At 67.3% G+C, this 15347-nt stretch carries 13 protein-coding genes; 11 read left to right on the top strand and 2 right to left on the bottom strand.

The window, feature by feature from the left end:
- Positions 1 to 390: 390 nt before the first annotated feature.
- Together D5084_RS09635 and D5084_RS09630 are read right to left on the bottom strand one after the other, a co-directional pair.
- Positions 391 to 1608 (bottom strand): ROK family protein, encoded by a 1218-nt coding sequence (locus D5084_RS09635; protein WP_128515282.1) that lies wholly within the window; start codon positions 1606 to 1608, stop codon positions 391 to 393.
- A gap of 15 nt (positions 1609 to 1623) precedes the next feature.
- A complete protein-coding gene (locus D5084_RS09630) occupies positions 1624 to 2052 on the bottom strand; it encodes an RbsD/FucU family protein (protein ID WP_128515281.1) in 429 nt (142 codons plus the stop codon).
- Positions 2053 to 2290: 238 nt separating this feature from the next.
- Here D5084_RS09630 and D5084_RS09625 point away from each other — a divergent pair, with 238 nt between their 5' ends.
- The 11 genes from D5084_RS09625 to D5084_RS09575 all read left to right on the top strand — a co-directional run bounded on the left by D5084_RS09625 (position 2291) and on the right by D5084_RS09575 (position 14965).
- A complete protein-coding gene (locus tag D5084_RS09625; protein WP_435532672.1) occupies positions 2291 to 3304 on the top strand; it encodes a substrate-binding domain-containing protein in 1014 nt (337 codons plus the stop codon).
- Positions 3305 to 3413: 109 nt separating this feature from the next.
- On the top strand, positions 3414 to 4493 hold the full coding sequence (locus D5084_RS09620; RefSeq protein ID WP_128515279.1) for an ABC transporter permease: 1080 nt from the start codon (positions 3414 to 3416) through the stop codon (positions 4491 to 4493).
- Complete coding sequence (locus D5084_RS09615) at positions 4490 to 5272, top strand: ATP-binding cassette domain-containing protein (protein WP_128515278.1); 783 nt, start codon at positions 4490 to 4492, stop codon at positions 5270 to 5272. Before D5084_RS09620 ends, D5084_RS09615 begins: the two co-directional genes overlap by 4 nt.
- Positions 5273 to 5601: 329 nt before the next feature.
- Positions 5602 to 8430, top strand: a complete 2829-nt coding sequence (locus D5084_RS09610) for a monovalent cation/H+ antiporter subunit A (protein WP_128515277.1) — start codon at positions 5602 to 5604, stop codon at positions 8428 to 8430.
- Complete coding sequence (locus tag D5084_RS09605; protein ID WP_128515276.1) at positions 8430 to 8774, top strand: Na+/H+ antiporter subunit C; 345 nt, start codon at positions 8430 to 8432, stop codon at positions 8772 to 8774. Before D5084_RS09610 ends, D5084_RS09605 begins: the two co-directional genes overlap by 1 nt.
- The gene (locus D5084_RS09600) at positions 8771 to 10276 is read left to right on the top strand and encodes a monovalent cation/H+ antiporter subunit D (protein ID WP_128515275.1); all 1506 of its coding nucleotides are present in this window, start codon (positions 8771 to 8773) and stop codon (positions 10274 to 10276) included. The genes D5084_RS09605 and D5084_RS09600 overlap by 4 nt, the downstream gene beginning before the upstream one ends.
- Positions 10273 to 10761, top strand: a complete 489-nt coding sequence (locus D5084_RS09595; protein ID WP_128515274.1) for a Na+/H+ antiporter subunit E — start codon at positions 10273 to 10275, stop codon at positions 10759 to 10761. Before D5084_RS09600 ends, D5084_RS09595 begins: the two co-directional genes overlap by 4 nt.
- Positions 10758 to 11030 carry a K+/H+ antiporter subunit F gene (locus tag D5084_RS09590; protein ID WP_128515273.1) on the top strand — a complete coding sequence of 91 codons (273 nt, stop codon included), beginning with the start codon at positions 10758 to 10760 and terminating at the stop codon, positions 11028 to 11030. The genes D5084_RS09595 and D5084_RS09590 overlap by 4 nt, the downstream gene beginning before the upstream one ends.
- Positions 11027 to 11392: a cation:proton antiporter gene (locus tag D5084_RS09585; RefSeq protein WP_128515272.1), complete on the top strand. Its 366-nt coding sequence runs from the start codon at positions 11027 to 11029 to the stop codon at positions 11390 to 11392. Before D5084_RS09590 ends, D5084_RS09585 begins: the two co-directional genes overlap by 4 nt.
- A gap of 113 nt (positions 11393 to 11505) precedes the next feature.
- Positions 11506 to 12495, top strand: a complete 990-nt coding sequence (deoC, locus tag D5084_RS09580; RefSeq protein ID WP_128515271.1) for a deoxyribose-phosphate aldolase — start codon at positions 11506 to 11508, stop codon at positions 12493 to 12495.
- A 130-nt stretch (positions 12496 to 12625) separates the two neighbouring features.
- Positions 12626 to 14965, top strand: a complete 2340-nt coding sequence (locus D5084_RS09575; RefSeq protein WP_128515270.1) for an aldehyde dehydrogenase family protein — start codon at positions 12626 to 12628, stop codon at positions 14963 to 14965.
- Positions 14966 to 15347: the final 382 nt, after the last annotated feature.

The raw sequence follows: 15347 nt of genomic DNA, 5'->3' as shown, positions 1-15347 counted from the left end.
GGCATCCTGATCAAGCAGGCCCGCGCCGAACATCACGGTGACGATCAGCGCCAGCTACACCACTCGACGGGACAGCATCACGTCGTTTGCGAGTAGAAGCTACGCTCGGACAAACTGCCCCCTTTCCCTTCCCAAATATCCCACGGGTGCAGCCTTGGTTGCGCCATTGGTTCAAGCAACCAAGGCTGCGCGGGGGTGTGAAACCCCCGGCCGCCCGCCAGAAGCGCAACCCTTGCGGCCCCCAGAACCGCCGCCAGCCAGAGGCGTCCCCTCCCCCCTCCGGGGAGAGGGCCGGGGTGAGGGGGCACCCGGCAAGAGGTTAAGCGCAGGTAAACGCCCACAGCCAACCCCTTGATATCAAACGCCCCGCAAACCGCGCCGCGCGCGGCGCTACCCCTCGCGAACCGCCGCGTTCTGATCGATCAGGTATCGCTGAGACAGGGGTATCGCCGCCGCCCCCAACGCCCTCGCGTCGGCCCCCACCGTCCCCTCCCGGATCACCGGAGGCTCGATCCCCGCCAGGTCCAGCCGCAAGAGTGCCGCCCCCGTCCGCCGCACCAGCTCGGCCCGGACCGCGACCGGCATCCAGCCGTCGATCAGCACCGCCTCGATCTCCAGCAAGGCCGCCGCCGCCAGGGTGGCATGGGCCAGCGCCCCTGCCGCCTGATCCAGCCAGGGCTCCAGCACCCCCTCGGACACCTCCCAGCGGTCGTGCTGGCTCCACAGATGATCGGACGGCTCCCCCGCCGCCTCCATCGCCTCGGCCAGGACCGACATCGAGGCCAGGTCGATCAGCCGCCGCGTGCCGCCCCCCGGCGCCGGCACCTGGATCGACCCCACGGCCGCCGCGTTCCCCGTCCGGCCCAAGTAAAGCTGGCCGTTCATCACCAGCCCGCCGCCGATGAAGGTCCCGAAGTAGAAATACAGGAAATCCTTCGGCCGCTCTCCCGTCCCGAAGATCAGCTCCGCCCCGCAGGCCGAGGTCGCGTCGTTCTGGACATAGACCGGCAGGCCCACCACCGCCCCCAGTTCGGCGCCCAGATCGCGGGTCCGCCAGGCGTCCATCTCCTCCTGCGGGACGCCCAGCACCGAGACCCAGTTCCACAGCTGGAACGGCATCGCCACGCCCATGCCCATCACCCGCCCCCGCAGCGCGGGCGGCAGTTCCCCGGTCAGCGCCGGGACCGCCTCGCGCACGAAACCGACCACCGCGTCCGGCGTGGGATAGCGATAGACCCGCCGCCGCGCCGCCCGCATCCGACCGCGGAAATCGGTCAGCACCAGATCGGCCGAGCGCCGCCCGACCTTCAGCCCAAGGAAGAACGCCCCCTCCGCCGCCAGCGACATCGGGATCGAGGGCTGGCCCACCCGCCCCCGCACCGGCTCCCCGCGTTCCAGCAGCCCCTCTTCCTCGAGCCCTCGCATGATGACGCTGACGGTCTGCGCCGACAGCCCCGTCATCCGCGCGATGTCGGACTTGGCCAGCGCGCCGTGCTTGCGGACCAGCGACAGCACCAGCCGTTCATTGTGATCGCGCATTCCCGACTGGTTGGTGCCGCGGACGGCTGCGGGCTCGGGGAGGCTGCGGTCGGGCGAGACGTCCTGCATCCGAAACCGCCCCCCTCAGGCCCCGATCACGCCCTTGCGCAGGATCACGTTGGCGAACAGCGCCGGGTCGCTGGTCGCAACGATGACATGCGCCGCCCGGATGCGCGGATAAAGCGCCTCGCCGGACAGGGGCACCACGGTCATGCCAGGAGCCATGCGGGCAAACAGCGCGTCGATCCTGCGGTGGATGTCGGCCGCCTGCCTGGGGTCGTTGTTCAGACTGGCGCGGAACAGCGCCGCAGGCACCGCGCGGTCCAGCGGCATCACCGTCAGCACCGCCTCGACCACGGCCAGCACGCCGTGCCCGTCGGCCCGCACCAGCCGCCGGGCATGATCCGCCGCCGGATAGTTTCCGTCGACGATGGCGATTTCATCACCATGGCCCATCGCCCGCAGCACGGCCAGAAACTCCGGCCCCAGAAGGGGCGGTATACCGATCAGCATGAAGGCCTCCCTTCCCGAAAGCTGCGCCAGAGCCTGGTCCCGCCGCTGCGACAGAGCGGACTCCCTGCCGCAGACTGGCGGGGGATATCCCGCATGTCAATAATAAATCATAGTGATTTAATTATCTTGACGGGGGCCGGGGAATCGGCTTTTCTCTGCCCTGTCGCATCGCCGTCGGGCCTTGCGCGGGAATTTCTGAACCGGGGGCACCAACGCCCCCACCTTGGGAGGAAGACCAATGAAACTCATGACCAAAGCCCTGCTGGGCGCGGGTGCGCTGGCGCTGATGTCGGGCATGGCCTCGGCCGCCGATCTGGCGTGCCTCATCACGAAGAACAACACCAACCCGTTCTTCGTGAAGATGAAGGAAGGCGCCGAAGCCGCCGCCAAGGAAGCCGGGCTCGACTTCCAGGCCTATGCCGGGGAAAAGGACGGCGACGCCGCCCCGCAGATCACCGCGATCGAGAACTGCGTCGCAGCCGGCGCCAAGGGTATCCTGATCACGCCCTCGAACGACTCGGTCGGCCCGGCGCTCAAGGACGCCCGCGCCAAGGGCATCCTGGTCATCGCTCTCGATACCCCGCTTGCGGATGCCGAAGCCCAGGACATCACCTTCGCGACCGACAACTTCGAAGCCGGGCTTCTGATCGGCAAATGGGCCGCTGCGACCCTGGGTGACAAGGCCGCAACCGCCAAGATCGCGATGCTGGACATCAACAAGGACAACATCTCGGTCGACGTCGCCCGCGACACGGGCTTCCTCGTCGGCTTCGGCATCGAAGTGCCGGACCTGAAGGTCATGGGCTCGGAAACCGACCCGCGGGTCGTCGGCCACGAATCCTCGGACGCGAACCCCGAAGGCGGCCTGCGCGCAATGGAAACCCTGCTCGCCAAGGACCCCGACATCAACGTGGTCTACACGATCAACGAACCGGCCGCTGAAGGCGCCTACCAGGCGCTGAAGAACGCCGGCAAGGAAGGCCAGGCGATCATCGTCTCGGTCGACGGCGGCTGCCCGGGCGTGGCTTCGGTCAAGGCGGGGGTCATCGGGGCCACCTCGCAGCAGTATCCGCTGAAGATGGCCGCGCTGGGCATCGAGGCGATCGCGGCCTATGCCAAGGACGGCACCAAGCCGACCGTGACCGAAGGCCTGTCGTTCTACAACACCGGCGTGAACCTGGTGACCGACAAGCCGGTCGAGGGCGTGCCGTCGATCGACTCGACCAAGGGCGCCGAGCTCTGCTGGGGCTGATCTGTTCTTGACGAGTGCTTGATTAGCGGAAGGGCGGCTTTACAGTCGCCCTTCTTCTTGGGCGATGCCTGACGCAGGCATCCCTGTCATCCGGGGGGGAAGACCGCACATGGCAAGCGAAGACGCTCCAACCAAGACCATCTCAGATTACGAAGCCGCGCTGAACAAGGCCGATAGCGCCGTCGCGACCTTCGAGAAGGACGACAAGACCCTGGTCCACAAGCTGCGCAATTTCCTGCGCCGCAACCCGACCATGATCCCGGCCCTGGTGCTGATCCTGTCGATCCTGATCTTCGGGCTGATCCAGCCGCGGTTCCTGGGCATGGGCGCCCTGTCGACCGTGCTGAAGCAGGTCACCGTCACCGGGTTCATCGCCCTGGCGCAGACGCTCATCATCCTGACGGCGGGCATCGACCTGTCGGTCGGCGCGATCCTGGTGGTGTCGTCGCTGGTCATGGCGAACCTCGCGGTCTTCTCCGGCGTGCCGGTGGTCGTCGCCATTGCCATCGGCATCGCTCTTGGCGGAGTGATGGGGGCGGTGAACGGCCTTCTGGTCACCTTGATGCGCTTGCCGCCCTTTATCGTGACCCTCGGCACGCTGTCGATCTTCGAGGCGCTGAAGCTCTGGTATTCCAGGTCGGAATCGGTGCGCAACGTCGACATCGAGGCGAATGCGCCCGGACTTCTGATCTTCGGTCAGGGTTTCAACATCAGCGGCGCCAGCATCAGTTACGGCGGGATCACGCTGATCCTGCTGGCCGCGCTTCTGTGGTATGTGCTGAACCACACCGCCTGGGGCCGGCATGTCCACGCCATCGGCGACGACCCGGACGCCGCCCTGCTGTCCGGGATCAACGTGAACCGCACGCTTGTGTCGGTCTACACCGTCGCCGGCCTGATCTGCGGCTTTGCCGCCTGGATTGCCATAGGCCGCGTCGGCTCGGTGTCGCCCATTGCGTTTTCGGACGTGAACCTCGCCTCGATCACCGCCGTGGTGATCGGCGGGACCTCGCTGTTCGGCGGGCGTGGGTCGATCATCGGCTCGGTCCTGGGGGCCATGATCGTGGGTGTCTTCATCACCGGCCTGTCGCTGGCAGGCGTCGACGACTACTGGCAGAAATTCGCGGCCGGGTGCCTTGTCATCATCGCCGTGTCGCTTGACCAATGGCTGCGGAGGGCTTCGCAATGACCGTGACCCCGATCCTTCAGGCAAAGGGCCTGATGAAGCGCTATGGCACCGTGGTGGCCATGAACGGCTGCGACTTCGAGCTGATGCCGGGCGAGATCATCGCCGTCATCGGCGACAACGGCGCGGGAAAATCCACGCTCATCAAGGCGCTGTCGGGGGCCGTCATCCCCGACCACGGCGAGATCCTGCTGGACGGCAAGCCCGTCCACTTCCGCAGCCCCGACGATGCGCGGGCGCTGGGGATCGAGACGGTCTACCAGAACCTCGCCATGTCCCCCGCCCTGTCCATCGCCGACAACATGTTCCTGGGGCGCGAATGGCGCGCGCCGGGCATCATGGGCTCGGTCTTGCGCAAGCTGGACCACGCCCGGATGCAGAAGTTCGCCCGCGAAAAGCTGAACGAGCTGGGCCTGATGACCATCCAGGACATCACCCAGCCGGTGGAAACCCTCTCGGGCGGCCAGCGGCAGGGGGTGGCGGTGGCCCGCGCGGCAGCCTTCGGGTCCAAGGTCGTGATCCTCGACGAACCCACCGCAGCCCTTGGCGTCAAGGAAAGCCGCCGGGTGCTGGAGCTGATCCGCGACGTCCGCGCGCGCGGCATCCCGATCATCCTCATCAGCCACAACATGCCGCATGTGTTCGAGGTCGCCGACCGCATCCACATCCACCGGCTGGGTCGCAGGCTCTGCGTCATCCGGCCGCAGGACTATTCGATGTCGGACGCCGTGGCCTTCATGACCGGCGCAAAACTCCCCGAGGGCGTGACCGAACCGGCCTGACCCTCCGCGCGGCGGCAGTCAGAGGAGGGATTGCCGCCGCCCGTTTCCCGCCCTGGCTGCGGCAAGCCCCCGGCGCGCCGGTCCCCCCTGCATGACTTGCCCTTTTCAGAAATACTCCCCGCGGAGCGTCCGTCCGCCCCGGCTCGCGCCGCCCTTGCCCTGTCATCCGCGGCAGCCCGGCCGAGGGGCCTCGATGGCCCCGAGGACGGTCCCCGTTGCAGGAAATCGGACGACCGGGTCTTGAAACCCTTGACGCAGTGACCGAAATTGGCCGAAACCCGCCGCGACGCGACCCGAACGCCTGCCGCCACGACGAGGAAGTTGCCCTAATGTCCCTAGCCCTGATTGTGGCGCTTCCCTTTCTTGGTGCGCTTCTGCCCGGATTGATGATCCGCGCCGGACGCAATGCCGCCGCGACGACGACAGGTGCGGTGACGGCTGTCGCCTTCCTGCTCCTTCTGTCCCACGCCCCCGCCGTCCTGCGCGGCGAGGTGGTCCAGACCCGCATCGACTGGCTGCCCGCCCTTGGCCTGAACGCGACCTTCTTCCTGGACGGGCTTGGCCTTCTCTTCGCCGGGCTGATCCTCGGCATCGGCCTTCTCATCATCCTCTACGCCCGCTTCTATCTCGCGAAGTCGGACCCGATGGGGCAGTTCTACACCTATCTCCTCCTTTTCCAGGGCGCGATGGTCGGGATCGTGCTGTCCGACAACATCCTGCTTCTGCTGATCTTCTGGGAGCTGACCTCGCTCAGCTCCTTCCTGCTCATCGGCTACTGGAAGCACCTGCCCGAAGGCCGCCAGGGCGCGCGGATGGCGCTTGCCGTGACGGGCGGAGGCGGCCTTGCGATGATCGCCGGGATGCTGATCCTGGGCAACATCGTCGGCAGCTACGACCTGACGGTGATCCTGGCAAACAAGGACCTGATCCAGGCCTCGCCCCTTTACCTCCCCGCGCTGATCCTGATCCTGCTCGGCGCCTTCACCAAATCGGCCCAGTTCCCGTTCCACTTCTGGCTGCCGCACGCGATGGCCGCGCCCACGCCCGTCTCGGCCTATCTCCATTCGGCGACGATGGTGAAGGCGGGCCTGTTCCTGATGGCGCGGATGTGGCCGGTCCTTTCCGGCACGCCGGAATGGTTCTGGATCGTCTCGACCGCGGGCCTTGTGACCATGGTCATGGCCGCCAAGATCGCCTTCTTCAAGGACGACCTGAAGGCGCTGCTGGCCTTCTCCACCGTCAGCCACCTCGGCCTCATCACCATGCTGCTGGGCTTCGGCACCAGGGCCGCGGCCACGGTCGCGGTCTTCCACATCATCAACCACGCCACCTTCAAGGCCGCCCTCTTCATGTCCGCCGGGATCGTGGATCACGAGGCCCACATCCGCGACCTGCGCCGCCTTGGCGGCCTGCGCAGACTGATGCCGATCACCTTCGGGATCGTCGTCCTTGCCAGCCTCTCGATGGCCGGCATTCCGCCCCTGAACGGGTTCCTTTCCAAGGAACTGATGCTGGAGGAAGCCGCCCACACCGCCTGGATCACCCCCTGGGCGATGGGCCTTCTGGCCACCATCGGGGCGGCCTTCTCGGTCGCCTACAGCTTCCGTTTCCTCGCCCACGGCTTCCTCGGCCCGGTGCGCGACGATTACCCGCACAAGCCTCACGATCCCGGCTTCGGCCTCTGGGCCGCACCTGCGCTGCTCGCCGCCCTCGTCGTTCTCATCGGCCTTGTCCCGATGGCCAGCGCCGCCTGGCTGGTCGATGCCGCAGCGGGCGCGGTGACCGGCGAACCCGTCGCGGTAAAGATCACCCACTGGCACGGGCTCGAGGCCCCCGCGCTCTGGATGTCGCTTGCGGCCGTCGGCGGCGGGCTTTTCATGCTGGGCCTCTACCCCCGCCTCCGCACGCTCTGGGACTGGGCCCCGCGCCCCGAGGCCAAGCGCATTTTCGACGGCATTGTCGAGCCGCTGGCCGCCCTTGCCCGCAGCGTGACCGAGGGGCTGCACAACGGCAGCTTCGGCCGCGCGCTGATGCTGGCCGTCCTCGCCATCGCCGGGGCCGCGCTCTGGGCCTTCTCGGGGGGCACGCATCTTGCCGGAACCCGCGCCCTTCTGCCGCTTGACCCCATCGCCACCGTCTGCTGGGCCGTCATGGTGATCGCCGCGCTGGCCACGCCCTTCCTGCACCACTCGCGCATCACCGCGCTGATCCTGACCGGGGTCGCGGGCCTTCTGATCGCGCCCCTGTTCATGCTGTTCTCTGCCCCCGACCTTGCCCTGACCCAGGTATCGGTCGAGGTGGTGACCATCCTCCTGATGCTGCTCGCACTGCACTTCCTGCCGAAGGAGACGCCCGCGGAAAGCCCGCTTCCCCGCCGCCTGCGCGACGCGGGGATCGCCGGGATCGCCGGGCTTGGCATCGGCACGCTCGCCTATCTGATGATGACGCGGGCCCCTGCCTTCGAGCCGATCTCGCATTTCCACCTGGCGCAGTCGAAACCGGGCGCGGGCGGGACGAACGCCGTCAACACGATCATCGTGGACTTCCGCGGCTATGATACCTATGGCGAGATCATCGTCCTCGGCATCGCCGCCCTGGTGATCTACGCCCTGTCCGAGACGCTGCTGCGCAATCCCACCGTGACCCGCCTGCTCGCCTCCCGCCCGCGTGAGCGTGAATCCGGCGACCGTCACCCGATGATGCTGGTCGTCTCGACCCGACTCCTTCTGCCGATGGCGATGATGGTCGGCGTCTTCATCTATCTGCGCGGCCACAACATGCCGGGCGGCGGCTTTGTCGCGGGCCTGGTCTTCGCCATCGCCTACCTGATGCAATACATGGCCTCGGGCTACCACTGGTCCCACGCCCGCCAGCGCTATGACCACCATGTGCTGATCGGCTGGGGCGCCCTGATCGCCACGCTGTCGGGGGTCGGGGCCTGGTTCTTCGGCCTGCCCTTCCTGACCTCGGGCTTCGAATACGTCCATCTCTGGCCGCTGGAGGAGTTCGAGCTTGCCACTGCCGCGATCTACGACCTGGGCGTCTTCCTCTGCGTCCTGGGCGCGATCCTGCTGACGCTGGCATCGCTGTCGCGCCTTGCCCTGCGCACCGGAGAACGCGCCAACACCCGGGCCTATGACACGGAAGGGACCAACTGATGGAAGCCCTGCTTGCCACCACGATCGGGGTCCTCGCCGCCGTCGGGATCTATCTTGCCCTGCGCCAGCGCACGTTTCCGGTGATCCTGGGCCTCACCTTCCTCAGTTATGCCGTGAACCTGTTCCTCTTCAGCTCGGGCCGGCTGACGCTGAACGCGGCCCCGATCATCGGCGAGCCCTCTCCCTACGCCGACCCTCTGCCGCAGGCGCTGGTGCTGACGGCCATCGTGATTTCGTTCGGGATGACCGCGGTGGTCATGATCATGGCCATCGGCGGCTATCTTTCTGCCGGGCACGACCGGATCGACCTCGACGCGCGCGACGACGGCGAGGCCGGCCAATGAACCACTGGATCATCGCCCCCGTCGTCCTGCCCGCCCTTGTCGGAGCGTTCATGGTCATCGCCCTGCGCGGGCAGCTTGCCCTGCAAAGGATCACCGGCCTTGCCACCATCGTCGCGCTGAACGGCATCGCGCTGGCGCTGCTTGCCTACGCGGCCACCCACGGCCCCGAGGCCTATTTCCTTGGTGACTGGCCCGCCCCCTTCGGCATCGTCCTGATGCTGGACGAGCTGTCGGCCATCATGGTCACCCTCCTCTCGGCCCTCGCCCTCGTCTCGGCGCTTTACGCCATCGGCTCGGGCTGGGACCGGAAGGGCGCGCATTTCCACGCGCTGATGATGTTTCTCCTGATGGGCATCGCCGGGGCCTTCCTGACCGGCGACGCCTTCAACCTCTTCGTCTTCTTCGAGGTCCTGCTCATCGCCTCCTACGGGCTGATGATCCATGGCGGAGGCTCTGCCCGCACCCGCGCGGGCATCCAGTACGTCGCCTTCAACCTCATCGGCTCCTCGCTGTTCCTCTTTGCGCTGGCGCTTCTCTACGGCGTCACGGGCACGCTCAACATGGCCGACCTGGCCCTGAAGCTGCCGACGCTGCCCGAGGGCGATCAGGCGCTTCTGCGCACCACCGCCGTGATGCTGATCCTTGTCTTCGCGATCAAGGGCGCGCTGGTGCCCCTGCAATTCTGGCTGCCCGGCACCTATGCCAATGCGCCCGGAGTGGTTGCCGCCCTCTTCGCCGTGATGACCAAGGTCGGCGCCTATGCCACGCTCCGCTTCGGCACCCTGGTCTTCCCGACCGATCTCGCCGCGACCGGGCCTCTGTTGCAGGACCTGATCCAGCCCGCAGCCCTCGTGACCCTCGCGGTCGGAGCCGTCGGCGTCCTTGGTGCGACCACCCTGCCCCGGCTTGCGGCCTTTGCCGGCATCGCCTCGATGGGCACGGCCTTCCTTGCGGTCTCGGCCTTCACGCCGCAGACCACGGCGGCCGCCCTCTACTACATCCTGCACTCCACCCTGGCGACCGCCGCCCTGTTCCTGGTCGCCGACCTTGTCGCCCGCCGCCGCGCCCATGTCCGGCTGGCCGACCCCGCGCCGATGACCCGGACCGGCCTCATCGCCGCGCTATACATGGCCGCCGCCATCGCCAGCGCGGGCATGCCGCCCTTGTCCGGCTTCATCGGCAAACTCCTGATCCTCGACGCCTTCCGCGCCCAGGCCCCGCTGGTCTGGACCGTGATCCTCGTCTCGTCCTTCCTGATGATCCTCGGCTTCGCCCGCGCCGGCTCGCAGCTCTTCTGGAAACCCGCCCCGCCCGAGGCCACCCCGCCCGCAGACCCGGGCCCCGAGCCGCTTGCCATCGCCGCCACGCTGGCGCTTCTGGCCAGTCTCGCCGCGCTGACCGTCTTTGCGGGTCCCGTGAACGACGCCCTGACCACATCCGCCAGGGCCGCGCACAACCCCGACTCCTACATCGCCGCCGCCCGGCTGGGGGGCACGCCATGAGACGCCTTTTCCCCCACCCCTATCTGACGCTGACGCTGATCGTCCTGTGGTTCCTTCTGGTGAACCAGTGGAAGCTCGGTAGCCTGGTGATGGCCGCCTTCCTTGGCACCGCGATCCCGCTGCTCACCTCGGCCTGGTGGCCCGACCGCGCCCGCGTGAAGCATCCGCTGGGACTTGCGGCCTATTCGGCCCTCGTCCTCTGGGACGTGATCGTCGCCAACTTCCAGGTCGCCCGCATCGTCCTTTTCATGCCCCGCGACAGGATTCAGTCGAACTGGATCACCATCCCGCTTGACCTTCGCTCGCCCGAGGCGATCAGCCTGCTGGCAGGCACCATCACCATGACCCCCGGCACGCTCACCTCGGACATGTCCGCCTGCGGCCGTGCGCTTCTGGTCCATGCGCTGCACGCCCCCGACCCCGACGCCGTCCGTGACGAGATCAAGGCCCGCTACGAGGCACGCCTGAAAAGGATTTTCGAATGATCCTGCCCTATGCGCTCATCTTCTTCCTGTCCAGCATTGCGCTTGCGCTGGTCCTGAACCTGGTCCGGCTGTTCACCGCCCCCACCGTGACCGACCGCATCCTCACGCTGGACACCATGACCGTGAACGCCATCGCCCTTGTCGTCGCCTACGGGATCTGGGCGGGCACCGGGCTTTACCTCGAAGTCGCGGTGATCTTCGCGCTGACCGGCTTTGTCGGCACCGTCGCCTACTGCAAGTTCCTCCTGCGGGGGAGCATCATCGAATGACCCAGGTCCTCGACCTTTTCCTGTCTGCGATCCTGGTCGGAGGCGGCATCTTCGCCATTGTCGGCTCTTACGGCCTTCTGCGCCTGCCCCGCCCGATGCAGCGCCTGCATGCGCCGACCAAGGCCACCACGATCGGCGTCGGCGCGGCGCTTCTGGCCTCGTCTCTGGGCGGCCTGCCCCTGACCGGAACCGTCAGCATCCAGGAATGGCTCATCACCCTCTTTCTCCTCCTCACCGCCCCGATCTCGGCCCTGTTCCTGGCCAAGACCCTGATCCTGCGCGGCGAGGCCGACCCGAACCTGCCCGACTCCGGCACCGGCAGCCCCTGGGCCACTCTGGGCGAGGAACGACCAGACCCCTGATCTCAGCCTCTGATTTTTGACCGTCCGGTCAGAAATATGCCACCCCGGCCCTTGCCACCAGCGCCCCCCGCGTGGCATCGTCGCGCTGCATCCGGTCATTTCGGGGAAACCCCATGAACACGCTGTCCCCGGCCCAGACGGGCCTCCTGCCCCAGGTCACCCATGCCCGGAACCCCGGCATGGCGCTTGACCTCGACTGGGTCGCCAGCGTCCAGGCCAACACCTCCGCCATCGAACGCCGCGCGGCCACCCTGCCCGGCCGCCGCAGCGTGAAGAAGGACTACCAGGCCGCCTGGCTCTTGAAGGCGATCTCCCTCATCGACCTCACGACGCTCTCCGGCGACGACACCCCGGGCCGCGTCCAGCGCCTCTGCGCCAAGGCCCGCCAGCCCGTCGCGCCCTGGATGCTGGACAGGCTTGGGATGCAGGGCCTGACCGTGGGTGCCGTCTGCGTCTACCACGAGATGGTGGAACCCGCCGTCCGTGCGCTGGAGGGCACGTCCATCCCCGTCGCCGCCGTCTCCACCGGCTTCCCGGCGGGCCTGTCGCCCTACAAACTCCGCATCGCCGAGATCGGGGAAAGCGTCCGCGCCGGGGCGAAGGAGATCGACATCGTCATCTCCCGCCGCCATGTGCTGACGCAGAACTGGCAGGCGCTTTATGACGAGATGCGCGACATGCGCGAAGCCTGCGGCGACGCCCATGTGAAGGCGATCCTCGCCACGGGCGAGCTTGGCACGCTGCGCAACGTCGCCCGCGCCAGCCTCGTCTGCATGATGGGCGGCGCCGATTTCATCAAGACCTCCACGGGGAAAGAGGCGGTGAACGCGACCCTCCCCGTCTCTCTCACCATGATCCGCGCCATCCGCGACTATCAGGATCGCACCGGCTACAAGGTCGGCTACAAACCCGCAGGCGGCATCGCCAAGGCCAAGGACGCGCTGGTCTATCTGACGCTGATGAAGGACGAGTTGGGCCACCCCTGGCTGCAACCCGACCTCTTCCGCTTCGGCGCCTCCAGCCTTCTCGGCGATATCGAACGCCAGCTCGAACACCACCTCACCGGCCACTACTCGGCTGCCTACCGCCACGCAATGGGCTGACCCCCATGCCCCTGCTGCCTGCTCTTTTCCAAAATACTCCCGCCGGAGGCATCGACGCCCGACCCGCGCGATACCCCCGCAGGAAGGGCAAGCTGCCCGGCTTCCGCACTCTCCAGCAGGACCGAACCCCATGACCATCAAGGAAATCTTCGACAGCATGGCCTACGGCCCCGCCCCCGAAAGTGCTTCCGAGGCCCTCGCCTGGATCGCCAGACACGGTGCCACCTTCGGCCACTACATCGACGGCCGCTTCACCGCGCCGGGGCAGATCTTCACGACCCGTAATCCGGCCACAGGCCAGCCCCTCGCGCAAGTCACCCAGGGCACCGCCGAGGACGTGGCCCGCGCGGTGGAAGCCGCCCGCCGCGCCCAGCTGAAATGGGCGCGCCTGCCCGCCTTCCGCCGGGCCGAATACCTCTACGCCCTCGCCCGCCTGGTCCAGAAACATTCCCGCCTTTTCGCGGTGCTCGAGACCCTCGACAACGGCAAGCCGATCCGCGAGTCCCGCGACATCGACATCCCCCTCGTCGCCCGCCACTTCTCCTACCACGCAGGGTTGGCCCAACTCCTCCCCTCCGAACACCCCGACCTCGCCCCCCTGGGCGTCTGCGGCGCGATCATCCCCTGGAACTTCCCGCTCCTGATGCTTGCCTGGAAGGTCGCCCCGGCGCTGGCCGCCGGGAACACCGTCGTCCTCAAACCCGCCGAATACACCCCCCTCACCGCCCTCCTCTTCGCCGACATCAGCCGTGAGGCGGGCCTGCCGAAGGGAGTCCTCAACATCGTCACCGGCGACGGCAGCACCGGCGCGGCCCTGGTGGACGCCCCAGTGGACAAGATCGCCTTCACTGGCTCCACCTCGGTCGGCAAACGCATCCGCGAGGCCACCGCCGGCACCGGCAAGACGCTCACCCTCGAACTCGGCGGCAAATCCCCCTACATCGTCTTCGACGACGCCGACCTCGACTCCGCCGTCGAGGGCCTGGTGGACGCGATCTGGTTCAACCAGGGCCAGGTCTGCTGCGCCGGCTCCCGCCTTCTCGTCCAGGAAGGCGTGGCCCCCCGTTTCCACGACAAGCTGAAGCGCCGCATGGACGGCCTGCGCATCGGCGACCCCCTCGACAAATGCATCGACATCGGCGCGATCGTCGATCCGATCCAACTCGACACCATAACCCGCCTCGTCCGCGACAACCCGGAGGGAGAGCACTATCAGGCCCCCTGCCCGCTGCCCGCGCAGGGATGCTTCTACCCCCCCACCCTCATCACCGGCCTCGGCACCGCCTCGCCCCTGATGCAGGAGGAAATCTTCGGTCCCGTGCTGGTCTCGATGACCTTCCGCACGCCCGAGGAAGCCGTCGCATTGGCCAACAACACCCGCTACGGCCTTGCCGCGACGGTCTGGACCGAGAACATCAACCTCGCCCTCGACGTGGCCCCCAAACTCAAGGCCGGGGTGGTCTGGATCAACGCCACCAACCTGTTCGACGCCGCCGCGGGCTTCGGGGGCGTCCGCGAATCCGGCTTCGGCCGCGAAGGCGGGTGGGAGGGGCTGATGGCCTACCTCAAGCCCGCCGGCAGACCCGCGGCCCTGAAGCCCGTCACCGCCCTAGCGGCCCCCACGGACCCGCTGGTCGACACCCTAGACCGCACCGCCAAGATGTACATCGGCGGCAAGCAGGCCCGCCCCGACTCCGGCTACTCGCAACCCGTCTACAGCCCCAAGGGCAAACTCCTCGGCCATGTCGGCCTCGGCAACCGCAAGGACATCCGCAACGCGGTCGAGGCCGCCCACGCCGCCAAATCCTGGGCGAAAACAACGGCCTACAACCGCGCCCAGGTCCTCTATTTCATCGCCGAGAACCTCTCGGCCCGCGCCGCCGAGTTCGCCCAGCGACTCCAGGACCTCACCGGCAAGCCCGGCGCAGCCGAGGTGGAGGCCTCCATCCAGCGCCTCTTCACCTATGCCGCCTGGGCCGACAAATACGATGGCGCCGCCAAATCCGTCCCCATCCGCGGCATCGCGCTTGCGATGAACGAACCCGTCGGCGTGATCGGCGCGCTCCTCCCGGACGAATGCCCCCTCCTCGGCCTCGTCTCCGTCATGGCCCCCGCCATCGCCATGGGCAACACGGTGGTCCTCGTCCCCGGCCAACACCCCCTCGCCGCCACCGATTTCTACCAGGTCCTCGACACCTCCGACGTCCCCGGCGGAGTCGTCAACATCGTCACCGGCCCCGCCCCCGACCTCGCCAAATCCCTCGCCGGCCACATGGACGTGGATGCCGTGTGGAGCTTCTCCTCCCACCCCCTCTCCGCCCTCATCGAGCGCGAGGCCGCCGCCAACCTGAAACGCACCTGGGTCAACCACGGGAGGGCGCGCGACTGGCTCTCCCCCACCTCCGAAGGCCGGACCTTCCTGGCCCAGGCGACCGAGATCAAGACGGTCTGGGTGCCGTATGGGGAGTGACAGCCCAACCAGCGTAGGGTGCGCCACAGCGCGCCGTCGGATACGATGTGTTGCCAGACCCTGCATGTTTGACATTGCCTAAGTTTCGACTGGATCAAATGGTTATCTGTCCGCGCCAATAGTTCGGAGATTGCGCGTGGCTTATCGTAGCAAGAGCTTCACAGCGGGTGGTACAAAGCACACTACAACACAGCGGAAAGGCGGAGGCGTAACAACCACTACCTCCCACAAAGCGGGCTCGTCAGGTAGAATAGCCTTCACTAGGAAAGCCAACGGTGCGGTAGTACAAACTACGACGAAGAAAGATGCTGTCCCTGAGCTTGGTGTAGGTTCTGGCTGAGGTGGTCACCGGCGATGTTCCGGTAGGGTCTGGTTGCTGACA

Origin of the sequence: Tabrizicola thermarum, from assembly GCF_003574395.1 — a bacterium.
Taxonomy (GTDB): Bacteria; Pseudomonadota; Alphaproteobacteria; order Rhodobacterales; family Rhodobacteraceae; genus Tabrizicola; species Tabrizicola thermarum.
This window is presented reverse-complemented; position numbering and strand designations above follow the sequence as displayed.

Coding starts and splice junctions, on each gene's coding strand:
- D5084_RS09610 (WP_128515277.1), top strand. CDS start 5,602: ATGTCCCTAGCCCTGATTGTGGCGCTTCCCTTTCTTGGTGCGCTTCTG.
- deoC (WP_128515271.1), top strand. CDS start 11,506: ATGAACACGCTGTCCCCGGCCCAGACGGGCCTCCTGCCCCAGGTCACC.
- D5084_RS09590 (WP_128515273.1), top strand. CDS start 10,758: ATGATCCTGCCCTATGCGCTCATCTTCTTCCTGTCCAGCATTGCGCTT.
- D5084_RS09620 (WP_128515279.1), top strand. CDS start 3,414: ATGGCAAGCGAAGACGCTCCAACCAAGACCATCTCAGATTACGAAGCC.
- D5084_RS09600 (WP_128515275.1), top strand. CDS start 8,771: ATGAACCACTGGATCATCGCCCCCGTCGTCCTGCCCGCCCTTGTCGGA.
- D5084_RS09615 (WP_128515278.1), top strand. CDS start 4,490: ATGACCGTGACCCCGATCCTTCAGGCAAAGGGCCTGATGAAGCGCTAT.
- D5084_RS09575 (WP_128515270.1), top strand. CDS start 12,626: ATGACCATCAAGGAAATCTTCGACAGCATGGCCTACGGCCCCGCCCCC.
- D5084_RS09625 (WP_435532672.1), top strand. CDS start 2,291: ATGAAACTCATGACCAAAGCCCTGCTGGGCGCGGGTGCGCTGGCGCTG.
- D5084_RS09595 (WP_128515274.1), top strand. CDS start 10,273: ATGAGACGCCTTTTCCCCCACCCCTATCTGACGCTGACGCTGATCGTC.
- D5084_RS09585 (WP_128515272.1), top strand. CDS start 11,027: ATGACCCAGGTCCTCGACCTTTTCCTGTCTGCGATCCTGGTCGGAGGC.
- D5084_RS09635 (WP_128515282.1), bottom strand. CDS start 1,608: ATGCAGGACGTCTCGCCCGACCGCAGCCTCCCCGAGCCCGCAGCCGTC.
- D5084_RS09630 (WP_128515281.1), bottom strand. CDS start 2,052: ATGCTGATCGGTATACCGCCCCTTCTGGGGCCGGAGTTTCTGGCCGTG.
- D5084_RS09605 (WP_128515276.1), top strand. CDS start 8,430: ATGGAAGCCCTGCTTGCCACCACGATCGGGGTCCTCGCCGCCGTCGGG.